17 protein-coding genes are annotated in these 21,809 nt (G+C 38.8%); 8 read left to right on the plus strand and 9 right to left on the minus strand.

All coding sequences use genetic code 11. The features are described from left to right. Positions 1-47: 47 nt before the first annotated feature. Entirely contained in the window at positions 48-1,124 is a 1,077-nt protein-coding gene (locus H9N25_RS17970) for a DUF5694 domain-containing protein (protein WP_190326765.1), read from the plus strand. Between the two features lie 283 nt (positions 1,125-1,407). Then, a complete protein-coding gene (locus H9N25_RS17975) occupies positions 1,408-4,182 on the plus strand; it encodes an outer membrane beta-barrel protein (protein ID WP_190326766.1) in 2,775 nt (924 codons plus the stop codon). Between the two features lie 120 nt (positions 4,183-4,302). On the opposite strand, the gene H9N25_RS17980 is transcribed toward H9N25_RS17975, so the two are convergent. The 4 genes from H9N25_RS17980 to H9N25_RS17995 all read right to left on the minus strand — a co-directional run bounded on the left by H9N25_RS17980 (position 4,303) and on the right by H9N25_RS17995 (position 7,855). Next, positions 4,303-5,304, minus strand: coding sequence for an LLM class flavin-dependent oxidoreductase (locus H9N25_RS17980; RefSeq protein WP_190326767.1), 1,002 nt, complete (start codon positions 5,302-5,304; stop codon positions 4,303-4,305). A 71-nt stretch (positions 5,305-5,375) separates the two neighbouring features. Then, the gene (locus tag H9N25_RS17985; protein ID WP_190326768.1) at positions 5,376-6,062 is read right to left on the minus strand and encodes a class I SAM-dependent methyltransferase; all 687 of its coding nucleotides are present in this window, start codon (positions 6,060-6,062) and stop codon (positions 5,376-5,378) included. A 101-nt stretch (positions 6,063-6,163) separates the two neighbouring features. Beyond that, positions 6,164-7,564, minus strand: a complete 1,401-nt coding sequence (locus H9N25_RS17990) for an MBL fold metallo-hydrolase RNA specificity domain-containing protein (protein WP_190326769.1) — start codon at positions 7,562-7,564, stop codon at positions 6,164-6,166. A gap of 63 nt (positions 7,565-7,627) precedes the next feature. Further along, entirely contained in the window at positions 7,628-7,855 is a 228-nt protein-coding gene (locus H9N25_RS17995; RefSeq protein ID WP_190326770.1) for a YtxH domain-containing protein, read from the minus strand. A gap of 79 nt (positions 7,856-7,934) precedes the next feature. Between H9N25_RS17995 and H9N25_RS18000 the strand changes: the two genes are divergently transcribed. Together H9N25_RS18000 and H9N25_RS18005 are read left to right on the plus strand one after the other, a co-directional pair. Then, positions 7,935-8,300 (plus strand): hypothetical protein, encoded by a 366-nt coding sequence (locus tag H9N25_RS18000; protein ID WP_190326771.1) that lies wholly within the window; start codon positions 7,935-7,937, stop codon positions 8,298-8,300. A 571-nt stretch (positions 8,301-8,871) separates the two neighbouring features. Further along, the gene (locus H9N25_RS18005) at positions 8,872-9,858 is read left to right on the plus strand and encodes a hypothetical protein (protein ID WP_190326772.1); all 987 of its coding nucleotides are present in this window, start codon (positions 8,872-8,874) and stop codon (positions 9,856-9,858) included. A 58-nt stretch (positions 9,859-9,916) separates the two neighbouring features. Here the strand turns inward: H9N25_RS18005 and H9N25_RS18010 are convergent, their stop codons facing one another. Continuing rightward, the gene (locus H9N25_RS18010; protein ID WP_190326773.1) at positions 9,917-11,587 is read right to left on the minus strand and encodes a DUF6600 domain-containing protein; all 1,671 of its coding nucleotides are present in this window, start codon (positions 11,585-11,587) and stop codon (positions 9,917-9,919) included. Positions 11,588-11,865: 278 nt separating this feature from the next. Here H9N25_RS18010 and H9N25_RS18015 point away from each other — a divergent pair, with 278 nt between their 5' ends. Continuing rightward, positions 11,866-12,567, plus strand: a complete 702-nt coding sequence (locus tag H9N25_RS18015; protein ID WP_029274984.1) for an SAM-dependent methyltransferase — start codon at positions 11,866-11,868, stop codon at positions 12,565-12,567. A 239-nt stretch (positions 12,568-12,806) separates the two neighbouring features. Beyond that, positions 12,807-12,986 carry a hypothetical protein gene (locus tag H9N25_RS18020; protein ID WP_086548038.1) on the plus strand — a complete coding sequence of 60 codons (180 nt, stop codon included), beginning with the start codon at positions 12,807-12,809 and terminating at the stop codon, positions 12,984-12,986. A gap of 90 nt (positions 12,987-13,076) precedes the next feature. Here H9N25_RS18020 and H9N25_RS18025 read toward each other — a convergent pair whose 3' ends face one another. Then, the gene (locus tag H9N25_RS18025; protein ID WP_208399027.1) at positions 13,077-13,601 is read right to left on the minus strand and encodes a DinB family protein; all 525 of its coding nucleotides are present in this window, start codon (positions 13,599-13,601) and stop codon (positions 13,077-13,079) included. Between the two features lie 346 nt (positions 13,602-13,947). Here H9N25_RS18025 and H9N25_RS18030 point away from each other — a divergent pair, with 346 nt between their 5' ends. Continuing rightward, positions 13,948-14,715 carry a M57 family metalloprotease gene (locus H9N25_RS18030; protein WP_190326774.1) on the plus strand — a complete coding sequence of 256 codons (768 nt, stop codon included), beginning with the start codon at positions 13,948-13,950 and terminating at the stop codon, positions 14,713-14,715. A 79-nt stretch (positions 14,716-14,794) separates the two neighbouring features. Here H9N25_RS18030 and H9N25_RS18035 read toward each other — a convergent pair whose 3' ends face one another. After that, positions 14,795-15,466, minus strand: coding sequence for an NAD-dependent epimerase/dehydratase family protein (locus H9N25_RS18035; RefSeq protein ID WP_190326775.1), 672 nt, complete (start codon positions 15,464-15,466; stop codon positions 14,795-14,797). A 208-nt stretch (positions 15,467-15,674) separates the two neighbouring features. After that, positions 15,675-17,807 carry a S9 family peptidase gene (locus H9N25_RS18040; protein ID WP_223833430.1) on the minus strand — a complete coding sequence of 711 codons (2,133 nt, stop codon included), beginning with the start codon at positions 17,805-17,807 and terminating at the stop codon, positions 15,675-15,677. A gap of 372 nt (positions 17,808-18,179) precedes the next feature. Between H9N25_RS18040 and H9N25_RS18045 the strand changes: the two genes are divergently transcribed. Beyond that, positions 18,180-19,043, plus strand: coding sequence for a DMT family transporter (locus H9N25_RS18045; protein ID WP_190326776.1), 864 nt, complete (start codon positions 18,180-18,182; stop codon positions 19,041-19,043). 49 nt (positions 19,044-19,092) lie between these two features. Here H9N25_RS18045 and ppsA read toward each other — a convergent pair whose 3' ends face one another. Beyond that, positions 19,093-21,714 (minus strand): phosphoenolpyruvate synthase, encoded by a 2,622-nt coding sequence (ppsA, locus tag H9N25_RS18050; protein ID WP_190326777.1) that lies wholly within the window; start codon positions 21,712-21,714, stop codon positions 19,093-19,095. Positions 21,715-21,809: the final 95 nt, after the last annotated feature.

The raw sequence follows: 21,809 nt of genomic DNA on the forward strand, positions 1-21,809 counted from the left end.
TTGTGTATGCTCATCTTTGAATCACCAAAACGAAAACAAGATTCATTATGAAAGCTGTACAAAAACTTAGTCTCGCATTATTAATGTTAATGGTATTTGCCATTAAATCTAATGCCCAGAACCAAATCGAAATTGTTATAGTAGGCTCTGCCCACAACAATTCTAAATCGACACAAAACTTCCAGGCGATCATTGATAAACTTAAAAACTTTAAGCCCGATATGGTTTTTGGCGAATACCTGCCCCAGGGCGATTACGCTAAACTAGAAGAAAGCAACTGGGCAAAAGAATTGTTCAAAAAAGAACGCGATTATCTGGAAAAATTAAATCCTGAATCACCTAAAAATATTAATGCACAAATTAAAAAAGATCAAAAAGCGCTCGCAAAATTCGCCTATTACCATAAAACGAGGATGGATTTAGCCGTTAATTATGCAAAAAACTGGGATAGAGGAAATGCTGATTACCAAATTTTTGTACTTGAAAATTATATGAAACAGAGCTTCGGCAAAGAAGAACAAGTAATCTACACTAAGATGTTCGGTGGTATAGATTCGTTAAAAAAGATAGGTTTTTATAGGCCAGGAAGCGAATATGTTAAAATCTATTTTCCATTGATTTATCAGTTAAAACAAGATCGAATTTACAACATGGATTGCCAAACCTATGATAAACCGTGGAGCATAGCCTGGGCAAAAACAGATTCTTTATACAAAATTTTAATCAACAAAGCGAAAGCCGATAGCACCTCGCAGGAAGCAGCTACCGTTAAAGCCATAGAAAAATATTGGGCTTACAATGAAGATGAAGCGAAGGTTTTCAATGCCGATCCTTATGCTGGTATGAATACCGTAAAATATGGCGTTCTAGATGAAGCCTGGAACTTTTATGGCGGCCCTCATTTTTATGGTTATGCGGGTTTCCCTACTGAAACGGTAAAAGAGATGATTGCACAGTGGACCTTAAGAAACGAGGGTATGTGTAAAAACATCGTCGAGCAGGCAAAGGCGAAAAAAGCAAAAAGGGTTTTGGTTGGTGTTGGTGCGTCACACCGCAAATGGATGGAAGAAATTTTAGCCAAAAACCCAGCAGTTAAAATCATCAATTATAACGATTTGCACTAAACTAATGATATGCGCTTTCTCAGCCCCATTGCATAAGCTTGGGGCTTTTTCATTTTAGCCCTATGTAATTTTTTCGTTTACTATTTGCAAAAACACCTTAAGGCGATTACTTTTACCTAAAAGATTAGTTGTTTTCAGCTAGGTGCAACGTTTAATCAGCTTGTACGTCTATTAAAGAACTAAGCCAGGTTTTTAGTCTGTCACATTTTTTATACCGTTCGTCACATTTATCTATACTATAAAAACAGAGCACCTAATTTTAGTTTGCTTATTTAAAATATACATGAAGAAACTCTTACTTTCAATCGGCCTTAGCTTAGCTATTTTTAATTTATTTGCACAAAAAAACGGGAGCATTACCGGAATTTTAGCCGATAGTGCCAATCACAAGACCACTTTAAATTATTCAACAGTTTCAGTATACAAAGTTGGCGATAGTATATTAAGCAGTTATAAATTATCGGATGACAAAGGCGTTTTTAAAATCAATGGCTTAACCATAGGTGTAAAATACCGCTTAGTGGTAACCGCATGGCAATATGGAACATACCGAAAAGAGGTAGAACTAACGACAGCCAATCCTGCATTAAATTTGGGCACTCTTTATCTTTCTGTTAAGGCAAATAACCTAAGTGAAGTTGTAATTTCAGGAGAAAGACCACCCGTAATTGTACGGAAAGATACCATCGAATTTAATGCAGAATCTTTTAAAACCTTGCCATCAGCTGTAGTAGAAGATCTGCTAAAAAAACTTCCGGGCGTTGCCATTGCAGCCGATGGTTCTATACAGGTTAATGGCAAAACAGTTAGTAAAATTTTAGTAGACGGAAAAGAGTTTTTTGGTGGTGATCAGCAGATTGCGACTAAAAACCTGCCGGCTAATATTATAGACAAGGTGCAGGTGGTTGATGATAAACAGGCCAAAAGGCGTGATCCGGATTTAACGGCAGCAGAAATACCCCAAATTATCAATTTAAAACTAAAAAAAGCGATTAAAAAAGGAGCTTTTGGTAAATTATATGCTGGCGGAGGTTTAAAAGACCTCTATCAGGCAGGTGGATTAATGAACTTCTTTAGAGACACCACACAGGTAAGTATATTAGCTTACGGCAACAATATCAACCAGCCAGGCTTTAACCCCAATGATGTGCAACGTATAGGTGGCTTTAACAGAAGCGGTGTAAACTCTATGATGATGACCTCCGGAGGTTATTTCGAGTTCAATGGCATTAGTTTTGGAGGAAGTTATAATGGTGTTCAGACTTCATCCGGAGGCGGTTTTAATTTTAACACTTTAACCAAAAAAGGAATCAAAATTAATACCCAATATTTCTTTGGCCGATCTGATAATCTTCTGGAGAAACTCACCAACACCAACCAAACACTGGGTACCGACAGGCTGATTACCAACGCCAATGAAAACACCAATTCTCTTATTCTAAAACACAATATCGGTGGAAAATTAGACTGGCAAATCGATTCCTTAACGCAACTGACCATCGAACCGGCAATCGTGCTCAGCTCCAACAATTCAGTAAGCAAAGTTTCTTCAAGCAATAATAATGCGAATAATCAGCTCATCAACACACTCGAAAGTTTGAATGACCTGAATACTTCGAGCAACCAATATCAGTTAAGAGCCGATTTTAGTAAGGATTTTAAAAAGGCAGGAAGATCTTTCAATATTGGTACCGATATTTCTGCAACCCCGAATCCTGTTATCAATTACAACAGGAGCACCAGTGTTTTTTATATCACACCATCTACTTCAGAGATCGACCAGTTAAGGAACAATACCATTGATAACTTTAGGTCTTACCTCTATAGCAACTATACCGAACCAATCAGCAAAAAACTGAATTTTAAAGCAGATATAAGCGGCAACCTCATCAATAACGAAAACGCATTAAGCACTTTTTACCGCAATCCGGCTAACCAGCTATACGATATTGTAATTCCGAATTTGTCGCAAACAGTTAAACAGGCTGGCTTCAAAACCAACACAAATATCAGCCTTGGGTACAAAGTAACAAAAGATCTCTACCTTCAACCAGGATTGGTGCACAACTACATTTCGTTAAACAACCGCTTTACCAATAGCGCTAGCATCGATCAGCGTTATAACTTCGTATGGCCAACATTTCAATTGAAATACAAAATATTCCGTTTTAACTATTCTGCCAGATTTACAGAGCCTAATGTAAGTTATCTTCAGCCAGTGGCCGACAATACCAATGCATTTTACATCAGAAATGGAAACCCAAATCTACTGCCAGCCCGAATGCAGAGCTTAAGCATGAATATGTACAAATATGACCCTAAAAGCCTGATCAATTACAACTTATATGGTTACGGTAATTTCACAAAAAATGGCATTGTTAATTCAATTACCATAAAAGACGGCGTACAAACGGTTAATCCTGTTAACAAAAGCGGTATATATAATTTTAGTGGCGGGGCCAATATTTCGAAAGATTTCAAAAAAGATAAAACAAGTTTAAAAGTGGGTTTAGGTTTCTGGGCCAATTTTGATCATAGTCCTGTTATTGTGAACAACATTGAGAGTAATGCTAATGTATTTTATGTAGGACCAAATGGAAGTGTGAGGTTAAACCTGAACGATAAGGTTGAGATTAACCAGTCGTATTCGGTAAACCTAAACAGAAGTAGATACGATGATAGTTTTTACACCAATATCAGCTACAATACCCACAGAAGTACATCTGAACTGATTATCCGTTATCCTAAAAAACTGGTTTTCGAAACCAGCTATTCTTTAACCATTAATGACCAAAAAATTGCGGGATATAACAACAATATCAAATTCTGGAATGCCGCCCTTACATACCTATTCATGAAAAACGACAGGGCGCAATTAAAGTTCTCTGTTAATGATATTTTGCAGAGTAATGTACGTAGGAACATCGAGATTACGGGTAACCGCGTTATTGATACACAGAGTAATAACCTCGGTAGATATGGTATGCTTACCCTTACTTATAATATCCAAAACTTTGGACAAAAAGTTGGCGGCCGACAAACGTTTTTTAATTTTTAAAGTGCGCTGTCGTCCTGAACGTTAAACTCCAAGGCCTGTGTCTCCGTAGGCCTCTGCAAAAATTCTTCTTTTCAAACTTTTTATAAGGGTCTGTGGAGACACAGACCATAGAATACTTCATTAAAACATCTCCGCCAGCAACTCATAAGATTTTATCCGATCTTCAAAATGTTCGGTAATAGTAACCGCCATTAGTTCATCCACATCATAATCAGCAGCCAGTTTGGAAAGCCGCTCTTTTATTACTGTTGGCGTGCCATAAATCATCCGCGGTTTATTGGCCTTAATCCGTTCCTGCTCTGCAGCGTTATAACTGATGTCTTTAATATCGTTCCAACCTACAGAAGTTAAGCCACCGCCCTTTTCAAGCTGGAGAAAACGATAAGCCATTAAAGCTTCCTGTTGTTTTACCTTTTCTTCATCTTCTGAGCAGAAAACAAAAAGCGCCACGTTTTCGACTGGTTTTGCCAAATCAACCGAAGGTTTGAAATGTTCCCGGTAGTATTGAACAGCCTGTGGGCCTCCATGCGGATTAATAAAATGTGCAAAAGAAAAGCCCATTCCAAAGTGGGCCGAAAATAGGGCACTTTGTCCGCTGCTGCTTAAAAGCCATTGTTGAGGAACGGTTTCTGCAATGGGAATGGCTTTTATTTTGGCCTGGATACCTCCATCAGAGGTATCATGCAAGTAATGTTGCAGCTCGCGCAGTTGTTCTACAAAATCCTGCTCACTCCAATTGTTTGAGGGGTTAAGCATCGAAGCCGTAATGCGGTCGGTACCAGGTGCCCGGCCCATCCCCAGATCGATCCGGTTAGGATGCATCACTTCCAGCAAACGAAAACTTTCTGCAACTTTTAATGCACTATGGTTAGGCAGCATAATACCACCAGAACCAATCCTTAATGTTTTGGTATGATTGGCCAAATGGGCAATTAAGATCTCGGGCGTTGAACCCGCTAAACTGGTGGTATTGTGATGTTCTGAAACCCAAAAACGGTGGTACCCTAACCTTTCGGTTTCTTGTGCAAGAATAGTGGTTTCTTCAATGGCACGACGGGCAGTAACACCCTTGCGAACCGGTGATTGATCTAAGACACTTAGCTTTATTTTTGTATTGCTCATAATTCGTATATAACAAATGTATGAGCCAACTAATTTAAAATATGGGCATGAAAAGCTTTATGACTTTAAGATTATTGCGCTAAAGTCAATTTGACCAAATACTGATCTTCGCCATCATCAAAAATCAATTCAGCATCCCATCCCGTTTCTTTCGCAACCTGTTTAATGGTTTCTTCATCTATATAAATCCAATTAAACCAGTTGCCTTTTTCGCCTTTATATTCGTACTGGTAAGATACCTCTCCATAATATTTATTTAACGGTTTAGGTAGATCTTCATATAAATAAGCAATATCAGAAGAATCGAAAATCACTTGTCCGTTAGGATTGATGAGCTCTTTTAATTTGATCAGAAAATCTTTGAACCCGGGCAAAGTTCCTGTTAAACCTATACCGTTCATGAGCATAATAATGGTATCAAATTTCTCCTGATAGGTAAAAATATCCTGTATGAATGCTTTTTTTACACCACGATCTTTCATGATATTCACCGCTGCTTCCGAAATATCAATAGCCGTAACATCGATATTAAAGGCCTGTAAAAGTAAAGCATGGCTTCCAACACCGGCACCAATGTCCAATACCCTGCCATTGCACATGTGTAATGCCTGAAGCTCTAGAACGGGCATATCTTCATCATCCCTGAAAAAGAATTCTAAAGGCATTTCTTCAGGCTCTCCGTACGAATTGTGTAACCAAAGCGTATCAGCCTCACCTGTTCTGTAAATATCAGTTAACGCTTTACCAAAAACATCCATGTGGCAAAGATAGGGAGGAAAGCTGAAAGACTAAAGCTTAAAGAAAATGAGCAATAAAAAAACACCATAACAACAAATAAGTTATAAGTTAGTCAACAATTTTACTCCAACTCAAATACCTGATGGTATTCAGGAATAGCAACATGTTCAAAGCCTGCATCTTTCAATTTGCTGGCAAAATGTTGTTGTACTTCGTATTCTCCATGTACTAAAAACAGCTGTTTAACTTTAGTAGGATCCTGGCCCGATAAAAAATGTAATAAATCTTCGTAATCGCCATGTGCACTCATCGATTTTATCGATTGTACTTCAGCTTTAACTTCATATTCGTCACGGAAAATCTCAACTACTTTTTGTCCGGCAATTAACTTGCCACCAAGCGAATTTGGTTCACAGTAACCCACCATTAAAATCGTATTTTTGGGATTACCGATATTATTACGGATATGATGCTTTACCCGGCCAGCCTCTGCCATACCTGATGCAGAAATAATTACACAAGGCCTTGGATCGGCATTTAAAGCTTTCGATTCTTCTACACTTTCAATAAAACGCAGGCCTTTAAAAGCAAATACATCATGATCAATTTTTAAAGTTTCCTTAACGCCATTATTATATACTTCAGGGTGGTTTTTAAGAATTTGGGTTGCTTTCGAAGATAAAGGACTATCTACGTAATATGGAACATCAGGCAATTTACCCTTTAGTTCAAGCCCATTTAACGCATAAAGTAATTCCTGAGTACGGCCAACGGCAAAAGCTGGAATAATTACTTTGCCTTTTTTAATTTTGCAGGTATTGTTAATGATCTCAAAAAGCATGTTTTCTATCGGATCGAGGTCTTTATGTAATGAATCGCCATAGGTTGATTCCATTAAAATATAATCGGCCTGTTCAAACTGTTGCGGACTTTTCAAAAGCAGGTCGCCATAACGGCCAACATCGCCAGAAAAGGTAATCCGCGTAGATTTTCCATCTTCTGTAATGGTAAGATGTACCGCAGCACTGCCTAAAATATGCCCTGCATCAGTAAACTTTAACCGAATTCCCGCCTCAATCTCGAAATCCTCTTCATAATCTACTATCTTCATCTGGCTCACCGTTTTGGTAACATCTTCTTCTGTATAAAGTGCTTCTTCCATTTCTTCGCCATGACGGAGGTGACGGTTGGCATATTCAGCATCCTGCATCTGGATTTTGGCAGAATCCATCATTAAAATGCGGGCCAGATCCATAGTTGCCGAAGTACAAAAAATCTCACCTTTAAATCCTTCAGCAACCAATTTAGGCAATAAGCCACAATGGTCTATATGTGCGTGTGATAAAACCATGTAAGTAACTTTTTTGGCATCGAAACCAAAAAAGTCATTTAATTTATCCGTAATGCGGCCCATCCCCTGGAATAAACCACAATCTAATAAAATCTGAGTACCGTTTTTTAAGATAATAAGGTGCTTACTCCCCGTAACCGTACGGGCGGCACCATGAAAAGCAATGTTCATCAAGATGGTGGTTAGAATATATATAGCATAAAAATGCCGGATATTTCCGGCACTTCCAATTCTTTACGCATTTATTTCTGCTATTTTATCTTTTACCTTATCGGCTACACCGCTCGCTTTATCGGCCAAACCTGCCAATTTACCTTTTGAGGTATCTAAAATATCAGCTAACCAGTCTGATACTTTACCTTTTAAATCGTTACCAGAATCTGAAGATAATGCCAACGCGATTGTTGCGCCAAGTGCAGCTCCAGCTAATACGCCTACAATAATTTTTGTCTCTTTTTTCATGTTCTTAGTGATTTACTTATTAAACATATTTAACCCACAGGTGTTTTTATTTTTTTCATCTCGCAAAAACCAAACCACAATGAAGCGTATATTTTTTATAGCCCTAGATAATACCATTTATTTTACCAATGTAACGTCAGGTTTCCTAAAACAGCAAACCTCAAAAGTAAAGATGTTGGGCCTTGTTAATGATTTTGAAGCCGTATATGTTGTAGATGTTTCGACGGCCAACAAAAAGGAAGCTTTTAAACTGTTGATTGATAAATACGCCTTAAACACGGATGATATTCCAATTATAGGTGATGATGCAGAATCGGAAATTAAATTTGGCCTAGAACTAGTAATAGCTATTTTTTTACTGGATCCCGAAAACCTGCATCCAAATGCCGAAAGCACTTTTAGTGGAACTGATTTAAGCAAGCTTCATGCGGCGGCGGGACAATAATCTAAACCATATTTTTCTTGTTGTGTCGCCCTGGGCGTAGTCGAAGAGCAAACCGATGAGATCAAGTGGATACCAGGACTGTTGCCTCCGAAGCAATACTGAATGTTCATTTTAGGTAAAGATTATAAACCATTAGGAGAGGAGTTTCCTGCAGCTATTTTAGTTCCCTCCTGTTTTCCGTTTTATCCCGATGAAGGATCACTGTTGTCCGGAGAAAATATTTTATAATTTTTAACCGGACAGCCAAATTAACTAAGAATTTTAAAAATCATCAAAATAAGAGTGCTTAACTTTTAAGAACGTTATAAAAACAGCTTTTTCAGCTTTAATTCAAGGATTTTATGGGTAAACTGGAGTTTAACCGGACAACAGTGATGAAGGATCGGGATGTTCACTCCAATCAGGTCTAGGTGGCTTGTTAAGTGGTGCTATGTTTGGCTAGGTATTTAGCTGCACAGTTCTTTGTTTCTAAACCCAGTAGTAGCGGTGGAGGTAGTAATTCTTTTGCCATCCCTTGCTCCCTATGCAAAATTAGATACTTTTGCAAACTTTGTTTTTGTTCTAGATCAATATGGATTATCTAAGTTATAAGCTTAAATTAATTTATTCCCGTTATCTCATCATTGCGATAGGCTCAATTGTCGGTTTTTCATTATTAAATATATGCTTCTTTCAAACACAGCTTATACCCATTGAAGACTTTTTTTACGAGTTTTTAATACCCATGCTCCTACCTATACTCCCATTAATTTTTTGGTTGAGACCACGACTAAAACTTTTAAGACTAGAAAGGAAAAATGGAAAAGATTTATTTGATTTTTACCTAATGGCTGCATGGTTTGCCATCATATGCCCTTCTATTTTTGCTCAAAAATATATAACGAGCGCAGTGGGCCAACTCACCACATTAAAAACAATTAGTAGCATAGATCAAAGACACCTCACCAAGTTTTATAAGGTTCACAAGCTGTATCTGGATAAGAAACATTGTGCTGTACAGGTTGAAGCAAAAGTGACTGGTAAACACAACGAAAATTTAAACTTTACAGTTTATGCTGCTATTCCAATTTACAATGAAGCAACACCACCATTATGGGGTTCTTCATCAATAACAAGATCACCTCAAGACAAAGTAAAATCATCAAACACAACCCACCTGGATTATATACGACCAAAAGTATGGCTGGGATGGCAAAAAACAAAGAGAATAAGTAATAAACTAACAAAGGAAGCAAAAGATTCTATTTACAGAATATTTATTGAGGATTCATATCAGAGTTTCCTCCGTGAAAAAATTTACGATTTTGATTATATACAGAAAATAGGCATCAGCCAGGATTATAAAAATTTCAAAAAAGGTATTGCCAGAGCTGATCCCGGTTCGCCTGCAAATCCAATTTTATTAATACCAAAATACACTCCATTTGAAAAAAAGGGTAGCCATCAATTATTTTTGACACTTCTATCATTTTTTATTGGCTCAACAATCTGGTTAATAATGTTAATCCTTCCAAGATTAAAAAAAAACAAATTGCCAACGTCTATTGGCATTATTTAAAAACATAGGCAATATAAAACGCATAAAAAGTCCCGATTTTCATCGGGACTTTTTCAATTTATCCTCTACCACCTCTTGAAGGTCTTCCACTTTCACCGCCACCTCTTTGTTGTGGCGCTTCCGATCTTCTTTGTTCTTGTCTCTGCTGCTGTTCCTGAGCTCTTTGTTGTTGAGCTTGAGCATCACGTTGTGCCCTTTCTTGCTGTTGTTGTTGGGCTTGTTGCGCACGTTGCTGTTGCATTTGCTCATTGCGCTGTTGTTGCATCTGTGCATTACGTTGAGCCCTTTCTTGTTGCTGAGCCTGAGCCTGTTGTGCACGTTGTTGCTGCATTTGCTCATTGCGTTGTTGTTGCATCTGTGCATCGCGCTGAGCCCTTTCTTGTTGTTGAGCCTGAGCCTGTTGTGCACGCTGCTGTTGCATCTGCTCATTACGTTGTTGCTGTACCTGAGCATCGCGTTGTGTGCGTTGTTGTTGCAATTGCTCGTTACGCTGTGCTCTTTGTTGCTCCATTTGGGCTGCACGTTGTTGCTGATCTATCTGACCACGTTGTTGTGTCTGCATATCGCGCTGTGCACGTTGCTGATCTTGACTCATACGGTCTTGTTGCATACGTTGTTGCCTCATCTGCTCAAAACGTTGCTGATCTTGACCACGATTTACGTTTTCTTGTCCGTTTCTTCCGTCAACTCCGTTGGCATTGCCACGGCTCGCACGTCCATTAGCATCTCTGTTATAAACTTCTCCCCTGTTACCAGACTGATTATTATCTCTGCTTATGGTACCGTTATTCCTATCAGGTTGTGCATTACGGTTATCTCCTCTCGATCCAAAACGGTTATCGTTGTTACTACCGTCTCTTTGATCGCGATTGGTATAACCTTCATTCCTTCCACCTCTGCTAATACCGGCATTACCTTGTTCAAATCTTCTTGGCGCCGCATTACGGTTATCTACTGAATTACGTTCAGGCCTTGGTCTGTAGATAGAAACTTCTCTACCACCAACCCTGCTTGCGCCAGGTCTTGAACTTTGGGCATAACGATAAACAGTTACGTCTCTATTGGTTGCACGTCTGATATCTTCAACCCTTGGCCCACCATAATATGTTCTTCTATTATAAACGTAAGTATTATTGATGATGGTGGTGTTTCGGATATATACATTGTTGCGACCATAATCGTACCTTGGGAAGGTATTGATATAAATATTACGCTGTGGAATAAAGTTCCAGCAAAATTCTGGTACCACATAACGGCGGCCAAAACTTAAATTGATACTAATGCTTGGCGCCATTGGTGCCCATCCGTAGTAACCGTCACCGCTTCTCCAATCTACCCATGCTGGTCCCCAATTGGTATCTGGCAACCAGATCCATTGCCTGTAACTGTTAATTACCCAACGGCCGTAGTGGAAAGGTGCCCAGCCCCAATCGTAATTGGAAACCCAAGTATTACCGTATTCGGTCATTGCCCAACGTCCATTTGTATAATATGGGCGAAATTCGCTTTGATCTACATCAGGGCGCCAAACATATCCATATTGTGGGTCTTGTATCCAGGTGCCATAAGGCGAAAGTTCATCGTAAAAAGTCTGTAAAGAAATATTGCCAGTGCTGTAACCATCATCCTGGTAATCATTTTGGTAGTCTTGTGCCCTGACAAGGGTTGTGGTTCCGGCAAGGAGCGCAAATAGCCCCAGCACAAGTGCCGTAGATTTCAGTGTTTTCATTTGTGTGTTTATTTTAATAACCTAATCTGTATGTATCAATTAGAGAACCAAAATTATCGAGGGTTTAATATGCAAGCATAGTTTTTGCATTTTCCCTCAAATATTGCCATACAAGGCATATTTAACTAATATTTAACGTTTTAAGCCAAGTTTAATTGTGCAGAAAATAAGTCAGTCAGAAATAAAATTTGCTACACCTTTGCTTACAAAAGAGATTATATTGCCAGTTCTATCAACTTTAGAACTTAAATTCTATTTATTGTGAGTATTTTTGTAACATGCAAAAAGGCACTTTATACCTTATTCCCGTACCATTGGCTGAAGAGGTAGCACACAAAACTTTTACCCCTTATTTGGTTGATACCATTAACCAGATTGATACCTACATTGTAGAAAATAGTAAAACAGCCCGTCGCTTTTTAAAAGAGGCAGGTTTAAAAACACCGCAGAAAGATTTAATTGTGCACGATTATGGTAAACATAACCGGACAGATTTGGGTCAGTTTTTTGTTGAGCTTGCTGCCGGAAAAGACGTAGGCTTAATGAGCGAAGCTGGTTGCCCTGGTATTGCCGATCCTGGTGCAGATATTGTTGCCGAAGCACATAAACGTGGTATTAAAGTAGTGCCACTGGTAGGGCCAAGCTCGATTTTACTGGCCCTTATGGCCTCAGGTTTTAACGGACAGAGTTTCGCTTTTTGGGGTTATTTACCAATAGATAAAGAACAACGTACCAAGCGGATTAAAGATTTAGATTTATCGGCAAGCCGTTACAAACAAACACAGATATTTATCGAAACACCTTTTCGCAATAACCAGCTTTTTGAAGAAGTGCTAAAAAGCTGCAAGCCCAATACACAGGTTTGCGTAGCCAGCAACCTCACCGCAGAGGATGAATTTATTAAAACCCAAAGCGTTTACAATTGGCGCAAAGAAGAAATAGACCTGCATAAGCAACCAACTATATTTTTGTTGTACTAGGTTTACTTAGTCGAGCGTCATTCCCTCGAAGGAGGAATCTTAAAGCTTATTGCATTACGATTATTCATAAGCTTTCTTCTCTTCAAAGGCATTCATGAGCACTACGTGGTTCCCAATCAAGTTGGGAATGACGGACTACGCCATGAGAAATATTAGAATTTCAAAAAATCAAAACATATCCAATCCCACATTGGTTGTTATTATAGCGCTCTGCAATTTATTCACTAAATCTTTGCGTTATGAAAAATACGATCACACCAAAAAACAATCCAACGGTTCAAGGTAGTTCAATAGCCGATCGGGCTAACCACGATGTTAAAACGGATAAAAAAATTCAGGGAATAACCAATGGTGGCGGCCAACGGTCAGATCAAACTTCCAACAAGGACAATCAAAGAAAATACGACAATAAAAAATAATAGTAGGTAGCCTAATATACCAAAACGGCTTGTCGGAAGATCCATATTGAATAAGATTTTCCAACAAGCCATTATTTAACGAATGGTATTTTATTTTGCCATTACATTATAGAAATTATAATCCGTCATAGGAGCACCTGTTATTCCTAAATTATGGCAAATGGTAATGATCTGGCCACGGTGGTAGGTGCTGTGGTTAAAAACATGTAACACATATTCAAAATTCTGAAAATCTGAAGTAAACCAAGGACTTTGAATTTCAGTTTTCTCGTTAAATCTATCTTCACTGATTGCAGTAATATAAACGGCTAAGTTTTCTGACTGTTTCAACAGCGCATGAAAAATATCATTCAAGCTTCCATATTCGCGAAATTCGAATTCGGTTTTAGTGAGAATTGAATACCAATACTCCTGTGCCTGTAAAATATGGGCGAGCGTTAACTTTACACTTTTAAAACTTGATAATACTTCCTGCTCCAATAATTCTTCCGGATGATTTTTTAACCAATTTACCAAGGTTAAATTTGCCCAGAAATTATAGTTAGCATAATTTTTCATTAAATACACAAGGGAAGTTTCTTCCATTGTTTCTGCGAATAATTGTTCCTGTACCATGTCTTTTTGTTTTAGTTAAACAAAGTAAATACAAGCCACTGACAACCCTATGGCAGTGTAAAATCAGAACAGAAATTATTTTTTTATCAGACTTAATATTTGATATTACTATGATTTAAAATTTATTTATCGCAGCAAAAACACATAACAATTTCTATATATCTAAAATATTACCTATAAAAACAGATTGTTCGTGTAAATTTTTAAATACAATAACAGCTTTAAACAGCCACACTAAATGCCAGTTAAGTTTTCGTGTAAAATTCGCGGCTTGCTTAAAATTCATGTAACACGTTCTGTTACATTTGTTTCATCAGCTCTTAAGGATTAACTAACCTCTTTACCAATGAAAAAAAACCTAAAAAAAATCGCAATCGTAGCGATGGTTGCAGTTGCAGTTGTAATTGCTGCATGTAAAAAAAACCAAGAAACATCAACAACAGAACCACAAGAAACTGTAAAAAATGCCGATAAGGTTTTACAGCACATTAAAAATCTAGGATTCCCCGAATCGAGTATTGTAGATAATGGAAACGAATATATCGTTGAAGAAGATATTATATTTCCTAAAAACATGGTAATTACGACTAATGGCGCTGGGCCAAAAACAGAGCAGTATTATACCGGAAGTATTGTAAACAGCACTAATAAGCTAAATATCAGAGTTTTTGTAGACCCATCTATGACTTCAATGAGCAGCGAAATTAATAATGCCATTGCACAATGGAATGGTGTATCTGGTTCTACACTACGCCTTAATATTGTAACCTCGGCACCTTATGACATCCTGATCAAAGATGAAAATTTAGGTTCGGGTGTTTGTGGCCAGGGGCAGTTCCCATCGGGCGGAAGCGCAGGTGCTTTAATCAAAATCAATAAAAGTTACATTGCGGGTAATTCATTTGCTCAACGTGCCAGAACCATTTGTCATGAATTTGGTCACTGCATCTCATTCAGACATACCAACTGGGCAGCCCAAGGCGAGTCAACTGCAACAAATGTTCCTGGTGTTACCGGAACAGATTCCCAGTCGCTCATGAACGGTGGCCAATGCGGCTCGGGTGCAACCGTATTATCTCAAAAAGATAAAGACGCAACCGCTGTTTTATATTAACCCCAAAATAATCAATTAACCTAAACTAAATCCTTAAACCTGCTGAAGATGAGCTCGGGTACCTAAGCGGTACCTGAGCTTATTCTTTAGCTAAAGCAATGATGTCTTTGCCCTCCAAAATCCGCCTTTCACCATTATGGCTCAAGGTATTGATCATCGCCTGTGCCAGTTCGGCCATGGTACAGAAACCACTTGGGTAAATAGCCCTTCCAATAGGAAATAACCAATTGATATAAGCATAAAATTTATGAGCGTATTTCTGTCCTAGCAACGGTTTAATAAAACCCGGGCGAAAATTAAACACCTGAGCGAAAGGTAATCTCATCAGATCGTTTTCAGTTTTCCCCTTTACCTGGGCCCATTTTAAACGGCCATTTTCATTCGTTCCACCTCCAGAAACATAACAAAAAGTCATATCAGCATTCAGCTTGCTTAACGTTTCGGCAACATGCATGGTTAGGGTATAAGTCATTTTATAATAAGTATCGGCATCAACACCTACTGAGGTAATTCCCAAACAAAAAAAACAGGCATTGTAACCCGAAAGCTGATTTTCAATCTGCGAAAAATCGAAAAAATCGGGATGGATGATCTCCTTAAGCTTTGGATGGCTATAACCACACGGTTTGCGGTTAATCACTAAAACAGTATCAATCTTAGGGCTGTTTAGGCATTGCATTAATACCCCTTCACCTACCATTCCTGTAGCACCTGTGATGATAACATTATTCTGACCTTTGGTTTTTCCCATAATATGATTTGCTTAATTAACAAAAGCTTGAAAAAAGGTGCTTTGTTTTATCGATAGGTAATATAAATAAAAAAGAGGCTGTTTCATAAATATAGAATTGTCATCCTGAGCCTGTCGAAGGACCTGTTTAAATATCTCGAAAGGCGTTTCGACAAGCTCAACGTGACAAATTCTAATAGAATTACAAATATGATACAGCCTCTTAAAGTTATTTTGTATTAGCTTTCATTTGATAATCTTTAGGTGGCTCTGCTCCTAAAAGATGTTGTACAAAGTAATCCCAACGGCGACGCGTCATATAAGGTGAGTAATCACCATAACCGTGTGCACTATTTGGAAAAATCACCAGATCGAAAGATTTGTTTGCTTTTTCTAATGCCTCAACTACTAATAATGTATTGTAAGGTGGTACATTGTCGTCCATCATACCATGTACCAACATCAGTTTTCCTTTTAGGTTTTTGGCGTAGTTTTGGTTGGCCTGTGCTTCGTAATCCGAATTTTCTACCAAGCCATTATAACGTTCGCCCCAATCGTCCTCATAGTTTCTGTTGTCGTGATTACCTGATTCAGAAATTCCTACTTTAAAGAAATCCGGATAGCGGAACATGGCCGCAGCAGTGGCAAAGCCTCCGCCTGAGTGTCCCCAGATACCTACTTTAGTTGTATCAATAGGATAATTGGCAGAAAGCTGTCTGATGGCTGCAATCTGATCAGGCAAGGTATTCTCGGCCATATTGCCATAGCTCATATCATGGAAGCTTTTAGAGCGGTCGGGATTACTGGTTCCTTCTATTACGACTACAATAAAGCCCAGCTCGGCTAAAGCCTGATTATCTCCACGTGAAGCCGCAAAAGACCAACTGCCTACACTACCACCCTGAGGGCCCGGATAAATATAATCGATAACCGGATATTTCTGCCCGGCATCCATTTTGGTTGGTGTAAAAACCAGTCCATAGATATCTGTTTTACCATCTTTGGCCTTAACAGTAACCGGAATAGGTGCTTTCCAACCTGCGGCGGCCAACCTCGATACATCTGTTTTCTCTAAGGTATTGATTAGTTTACCGTTGATACTTCTTAAAACGGTAACGCCAGGTACATCAGGCTGCGAGTAACTATCTACAAAATATTCGAAAGATGGAGAAAATACGACCTGGTGATTACCAGCTTCTGGCGTTAAAAGGGTTAAATTTTTCCCATCGAAACCAATTTTATACAGGTAACTGAAATAAGGATTACCTTTTTCGCGACCGTTAGCCATGAAATAAAGCGTACGTGTTTTTTCGTCTACTTTAACCAAACGTGAAACCACAAAATCGCCTTTGGTAATCTGGTTTTTTAGTTTGCCGTTGCTTGAATCATATAAATACAGATGTCCCCAGTTATCCCTTTCAGAATACCAGATAATTTCATTAGAGGCAGGAAGATAACGCCAGTTGATAGCGCCCTGGCCAGATTCGTACTGTGTTTTTACGGTTTCTTCGAAAACTTCGCGAACAGCACCTGTTGTGGCATTGGCAATGCGGAATTTTTCATTTTTATGATCGCGGGAAGTAGACAGAAATGCTACTTCAGTGCCATCGGCTTTCCAATCGATATCATCAAAGGTACCACTGCTCGAAATATCATCGCTTAAGGTAGCGCGGTGTTGATCTGCAGGAATGTTAAGCGAAATTATCTTTGGATTTTCAACATCAATAATTACCCTTCTGATGGTCGCGATCTGTTTATCACCAGGCAAAGGATATTTCCAGGCTTTTAACGTTGGGGCTCCAACATTAGTAGTTACCAGGTACATATCTTTCGAATTACGCTGATCTTGCTGAAAAGTGGCTATCTTTTTCGAATCAGGCGACCAGCGCAAAATTGGTCCATCACTATGTTTCCATCCCGCATTATCGGTAGCATAACCATAATCTTTAATACCGTCAGTAGTTAGTTGGGTTAATTTCCCTGTAGCTACATCTTTAACAAAGAGGTTATAATCTTTGATTAAAATGGCTTTTTTTCTATCGGGAGATAAAACTTCATTGCGGCCAGCCCCACCACGTGATGGTGTTGCACTGCTTTTATAATCGGTAGTTAGCGTTTTGGTTTTCTTTACCGGATCTACCAAAAAAGTTTGTTCAGCACCATTCGCTTTAGTAGTATACCAAAATTTATCACCTTCAAGCCAGTTAGGTTGCACAGTGGAATGGTCGATGTACTTCGCTGTATTGTAGCTCATAAAACTTTCCGCTCTTTCGTAATCTTTAACGGTTAAAGCTTTCTGCTGAGCATTTGCTGTAATGGCCAAAGTACAAGCCATTACGGTAAGCCAATATCTATTCATCATGTTAGTTAATCTTGCGCTAAAAATAAGACTGTTTTAGGAAATGATGGGTATCAATCTTGATATAAATTCATGCGACGTATCCTTTATTAACTACAAAGGGCATATAGGGAAGGCATAGAGTGCACAAATTTGTGGGCTATTTATTTACAACTTAACTTCTGACATCGGGCTTTTGACTATATAACATTTTTATTATCTTTATCTCAAACAATAGATATGAACAAAAAGAGCATTATTTCGCCACCAAAATTTTAATAAATAGTGTAGTTGTATGCAATAGTCAAGCTGTCGGGTTATTTTATTGGCAGTTGATATTGCGTTTATTTATTAATTTTTAATTCTTGTCCTTTTCAGGACGGCAGATAACTCTTTATGAAAAAATCATATTTGGTATTACACTTTGCTGTAATACTTGCAGGCTTTACCGGCATATTCGGTAAGCTTATATCCCTCAATGAAGGTCTTTTAGTTTGGTACAGGGTCCTTTTCTCCGCAATTATTTTATGGTTGGTTTTAAAACTATTTAAGGTAAAAACCGACATTAAACTAAACGAGAAATTTAACATTTCAAAAATAGGGATGTTTATTACGGTGCACTGGGTGTTTTTCTATGCCAGCATTAAGTATTCGAATATCTCAGTCGGAGTGGTATGCTACTGTTTAACCAGCTTTTTCACGGCAATTTTTGCGCCCCTTATTAACCGATATCGGTTTAATCTGTCAGAAATATTGTTAAGCTTGCTTACCTTGTTCGGCATCGCTTTGATTTTCCACTTCGATTCGTCCTATCAGCTGGGCATTGGTTTAGGTGTAATCTCTTCTGCTTTTGCCGCACTTCATACCATTTATAACGAAAGATTGGTAAAAATTTACGACAGTAGGCTTATCAACTATTATCAGATGTTTGGCGGAACAGTAGGCTTGGGCATTTTACTTCCTATGTATCTACATTTCTTTCCTGTCGAAACCATAATCCCAAGCATGAAAGATACAGGCTACCTCATTTTACTGGCCTCTTTTTGTACTGTTGGCCTGTATGTCTTGTTTGCCGAATCTTTAAAGCGTATTTCTGCTTTTACGGTAAACCTCAGCTTTAACCTGGAACCTGTTTATGCAATAATACTTGCCTTTATGTTTTTTAACGAGGGTAAAGAATTGAACCTGTCATTTTATATCGGTTTGGCTTTCGTAATGACTTCAGTCATTTTACAAACAGTGATTTCGATGAGGAAATAAATTGAGATTATCAATGCAAATAGGCCGTTATATATGATGGCCTATTTGTTTAATTTTTTAATATTTCCACATACCCATCCGTTCCGTTCAACCTAATACGCTGCCCGTCTTTAATCAGTTTGGTGGCATTTTCTACACCAACCACAGCTGGCAGGCCATATTCTCTTGCAATTACAGCACCATGCGTCATTAATCCACCAACTTCTGTAATCAGACCTTTTATTGAAACGAACAATGGAGTCCAGCTGGGATCTGTAAATGGGGTGACCAGTATATCTCCATCTTCCAGGTCAGCATCTTCCATGTTTAGGATTACCCGTGCCCGCCCCTCAATCATTCCTGAAGAGACCGCTAAACCTACAATGGCCTCTGCCGGAAGGTTCTTGCGATTGTACTTACCCATAATAACTTCGCCATCAGAGGTAATTACCCGTGGAGGCGTAAGTTTCTCGTATTTGCTGTGCTCTTCTTTTCGCTCAACAATAAGCTGGTAATCAATTTGATGCATGCGTACCGCTTCACGAAGTTCTTCAAAAGTGAGGTAATAGCTATCTTCCTTTTCATGAAAAACATGAGCATCTACGAGTTTTTCGACTTCTTTTAGTAAAGCCTGCTTATAAACAAAAAAGCGGTTAACAATACCGTATTTTGGATATTCACGATAACCGGCAAAATTTCGGAGCAAACTGATCATTTGTTTTGTTTCCAGGGCTTTTTGTTCACCATCTGGTAAATGAGTCAATCTACCTAATAATTCATTTTCCTTTTTTAAAGCTTCCTGTTTCCCCTGCTCAAATTTCCGCTTACCAGCATTGGGCTCAAAGTTTTTGATATTGCTGAGGATTAAGGGAATTAATATGGATGGTTTTTCGCGCCAGCGTGTGTTCGTAATATCAATTTCTCCCGCACACCGCATTCCGTATTTTTCGAGATATGCATAGATTGCATTCCGGGTTTCCTTTCCACCATCAAATTGAATCAGATCATCTAAAAAATCATTCTTTTTTGTCTCTTGTAAATAATTAATTAGCTCTGGATAAGGACGGATTACATCTGCAACATCCAATAGTGCCAAGCCCATTTCTGAAGTAATATTGTTGGGTGCCGACTGAGACAGTGTGTCAGCTGGATTTTTTTCACCCAACCATTCTTCCATCTTTTCATTGATCCAGGATGAAGCATTCATTGCGGCGATAATCACCCCCATATGTTGAGAATCAAATATCATCTTCTTTGATTGCTCGATGTCTTCCAGGATAAAATCAAATAGATCCTGTCCTGATTTCGTTTGGATATTTTGTTTTAATGTTTCTACTGATGCCGCATTAGTTTTAATCAGACCAGCAACGATAGCAGGGTCGTTTCCTATTTGCGCTAAAATATCGGCAGCCGACAGGCCCTTAGTACTCTTGACCAGCACGGGTCCTTTTCCATCATCTGGTAGTTGTTTTATAAAGTCTCCTCTTTCTGTGATGGTAATCAATGCATCTTTGATGAGCGGATCATGTTGCCCCATCGCATCTAATAGATTCTCCCTCCCAGCTGGGGTAGACAAACTATCTGTTACATCAACAAACAACCTCGCTCCGGCACTAAACATTGGTCTGGCAGCTCTTAACTGCCACAATGATAACCCTAGTGGTTTCATGGCATCAGTCATCATTTGTTGATGGCCTACAGATATATACACATGATTTTCAGTATCGTTTGTTTCTGGAATGGGATATAAAGTAGTAATTGGCCTACTTTGAACGATATAAAAGATATCGTCGAGCAAACACCATTCAATATCCTGGGGACTACCAAAATGTGCTTCGATCTTCCGCCCCAACTGCTCAAGCTGCAAAATCTGTTCATCGGTAAGCACTTGCTTATTTTGCTCTTCCGCTGAAAGTGCATGAGATTTTGTACCACCATCCTTTAAGGCATAAATAGCCAGCTTCTTGGTTAATATTTTTTTATTGATAATACGCCCATTGCTCACCTGATAATTATCGGCATTTACCAGGCCCGAAACCAGTGCTTCACCCAGCCCAAAGCTGGCATCAATGGATAACATTTTCCGATTCCCGGAAACCGGGTCAGCAGTAAACAAAATCCCCGCCGCTTGCGGAAAGACCATTTGCTGCACCACTACACACAATTGCACCTTACGGTGATCGAAACCGTTTTGAATACGATAAATTACCGCCCTATCGGTAAATAATGATGCCCAGCACTTGCTGATATGTTTTTGGACAGCTGCTTCTCCGATAACGTTCAGGTAGGTGTCCTGCTGACCGGCAAAAGATGCTGATGGAAGGTCTTCAGCGGTAGCACTAGACCGCACAGCAAAGGCTTCATATCTGTGAAAATTGGCAAGATGCTTTCCGATCTCTTGGGCAATATCATCCGGAATGGATATGTTTTCAATAAGTGTCCTGATTTTGGCGCTGGTTTTACTAACGGCATGCAGATCTGCTGCTTTAAGCTGGCTTAATTCGTCCAACAAATCGTTAAACTGCTTATTGTTTGCCGTTATTTTTTCATAGGCCCTGGTTGTAATGCAAAAGCCATCGGGCACTTTTATCCCTTCAATTTTGGATAGCTCACCAAGGTTGGCGCCTTTGCCGCCTGCTTCTAAAATTTCAGACCTGCCGATTTCGTAAAAACCAATTACATAATTACCCATATTCTTACTGTTTTAATTTGGTAGAAATTTTGCACCTTTTAATCACATTTTTAAGGAACAAGCTCAAAAATATAGGCTATAACACATGAAAACAA

The sequence above is a fragment of the Pedobacter riviphilus genome (assembly GCF_014692875.1).
Classification (GTDB): domain Bacteria; phylum Bacteroidota; class Bacteroidia; order Sphingobacteriales; family Sphingobacteriaceae; genus Pedobacter; species Pedobacter riviphilus.

Excerpts from the sequence above, each read along its gene's own strand:
- H9N25_RS17970 (WP_190326765.1), top strand. The coding sequence starts at position 48 with ATGAAAGCTGTACAAAAACTTAGTCTCGCATTATTAATGTTAATGGTA.
- H9N25_RS17975 (WP_190326766.1), top strand. The coding sequence starts at position 1,408 with ATGAAGAAACTCTTACTTTCAATCGGCCTTAGCTTAGCTATTTTTAAT.
- H9N25_RS17980 (WP_190326767.1), bottom strand. The coding sequence starts at position 5,304 with ATGAGCAATACAAAAATAAAGCTAAGTGTCTTAGATCAATCACCGGTT.
- H9N25_RS17985 (WP_190326768.1), bottom strand. The coding sequence starts at position 6,062 with ATGGATGTTTTTGGTAAAGCGTTAACTGATATTTACAGAACAGGTGAG.
- H9N25_RS17990 (WP_190326769.1), bottom strand. The coding sequence starts at position 7,564 with ATGAACATTGCTTTTCATGGTGCCGCCCGTACGGTTACGGGGAGTAAG.
- H9N25_RS17995 (WP_190326770.1), bottom strand. The coding sequence starts at position 7,855 with ATGAAAAAAGAGACAAAAATTATTGTAGGCGTATTAGCTGGAGCTGCA.
- H9N25_RS18000 (WP_190326771.1), top strand. The coding sequence starts at position 7,935 with ATGAAGCGTATATTTTTTATAGCCCTAGATAATACCATTTATTTTACC.
- H9N25_RS18005 (WP_190326772.1), top strand. The coding sequence starts at position 8,872 with ATGGATTATCTAAGTTATAAGCTTAAATTAATTTATTCCCGTTATCTC.
- H9N25_RS18010 (WP_190326773.1), bottom strand. The coding sequence starts at position 11,587 with ATGAAAACACTGAAATCTACGGCACTTGTGCTGGGGCTATTTGCGCTC.
- H9N25_RS18015 (WP_029274984.1), top strand. The coding sequence starts at position 11,866 with ATGCAAAAAGGCACTTTATACCTTATTCCCGTACCATTGGCTGAAGAG.
- H9N25_RS18020 (WP_086548038.1), top strand. The coding sequence starts at position 12,807 with ATGAAAAATACGATCACACCAAAAAACAATCCAACGGTTCAAGGTAGT.
- H9N25_RS18025 (WP_208399027.1), bottom strand. The coding sequence starts at position 13,601 with ATGGTACAGGAACAATTATTCGCAGAAACAATGGAAGAAACTTCCCTT.
- H9N25_RS18030 (WP_190326774.1), top strand. The coding sequence starts at position 13,948 with ATGAAAAAAAACCTAAAAAAAATCGCAATCGTAGCGATGGTTGCAGTT.
- H9N25_RS18035 (WP_190326775.1), bottom strand. The coding sequence starts at position 15,466 with ATGGGAAAAACCAAAGGTCAGAATAATGTTATCATCACAGGTGCTACA.
- H9N25_RS18040 (WP_223833430.1), bottom strand. The coding sequence starts at position 17,807 with ATGATGAATAGATATTGGCTTACCGTAATGGCTTGTACTTTGGCCATT.
- H9N25_RS18045 (WP_190326776.1), top strand. The coding sequence starts at position 18,180 with ATGAAAAAATCATATTTGGTATTACACTTTGCTGTAATACTTGCAGGC.
- ppsA (WP_190326777.1), bottom strand. The coding sequence starts at position 21,714 with ATGGGTAATTATGTAATTGGTTTTTACGAAATCGGCAGGTCTGAAATT.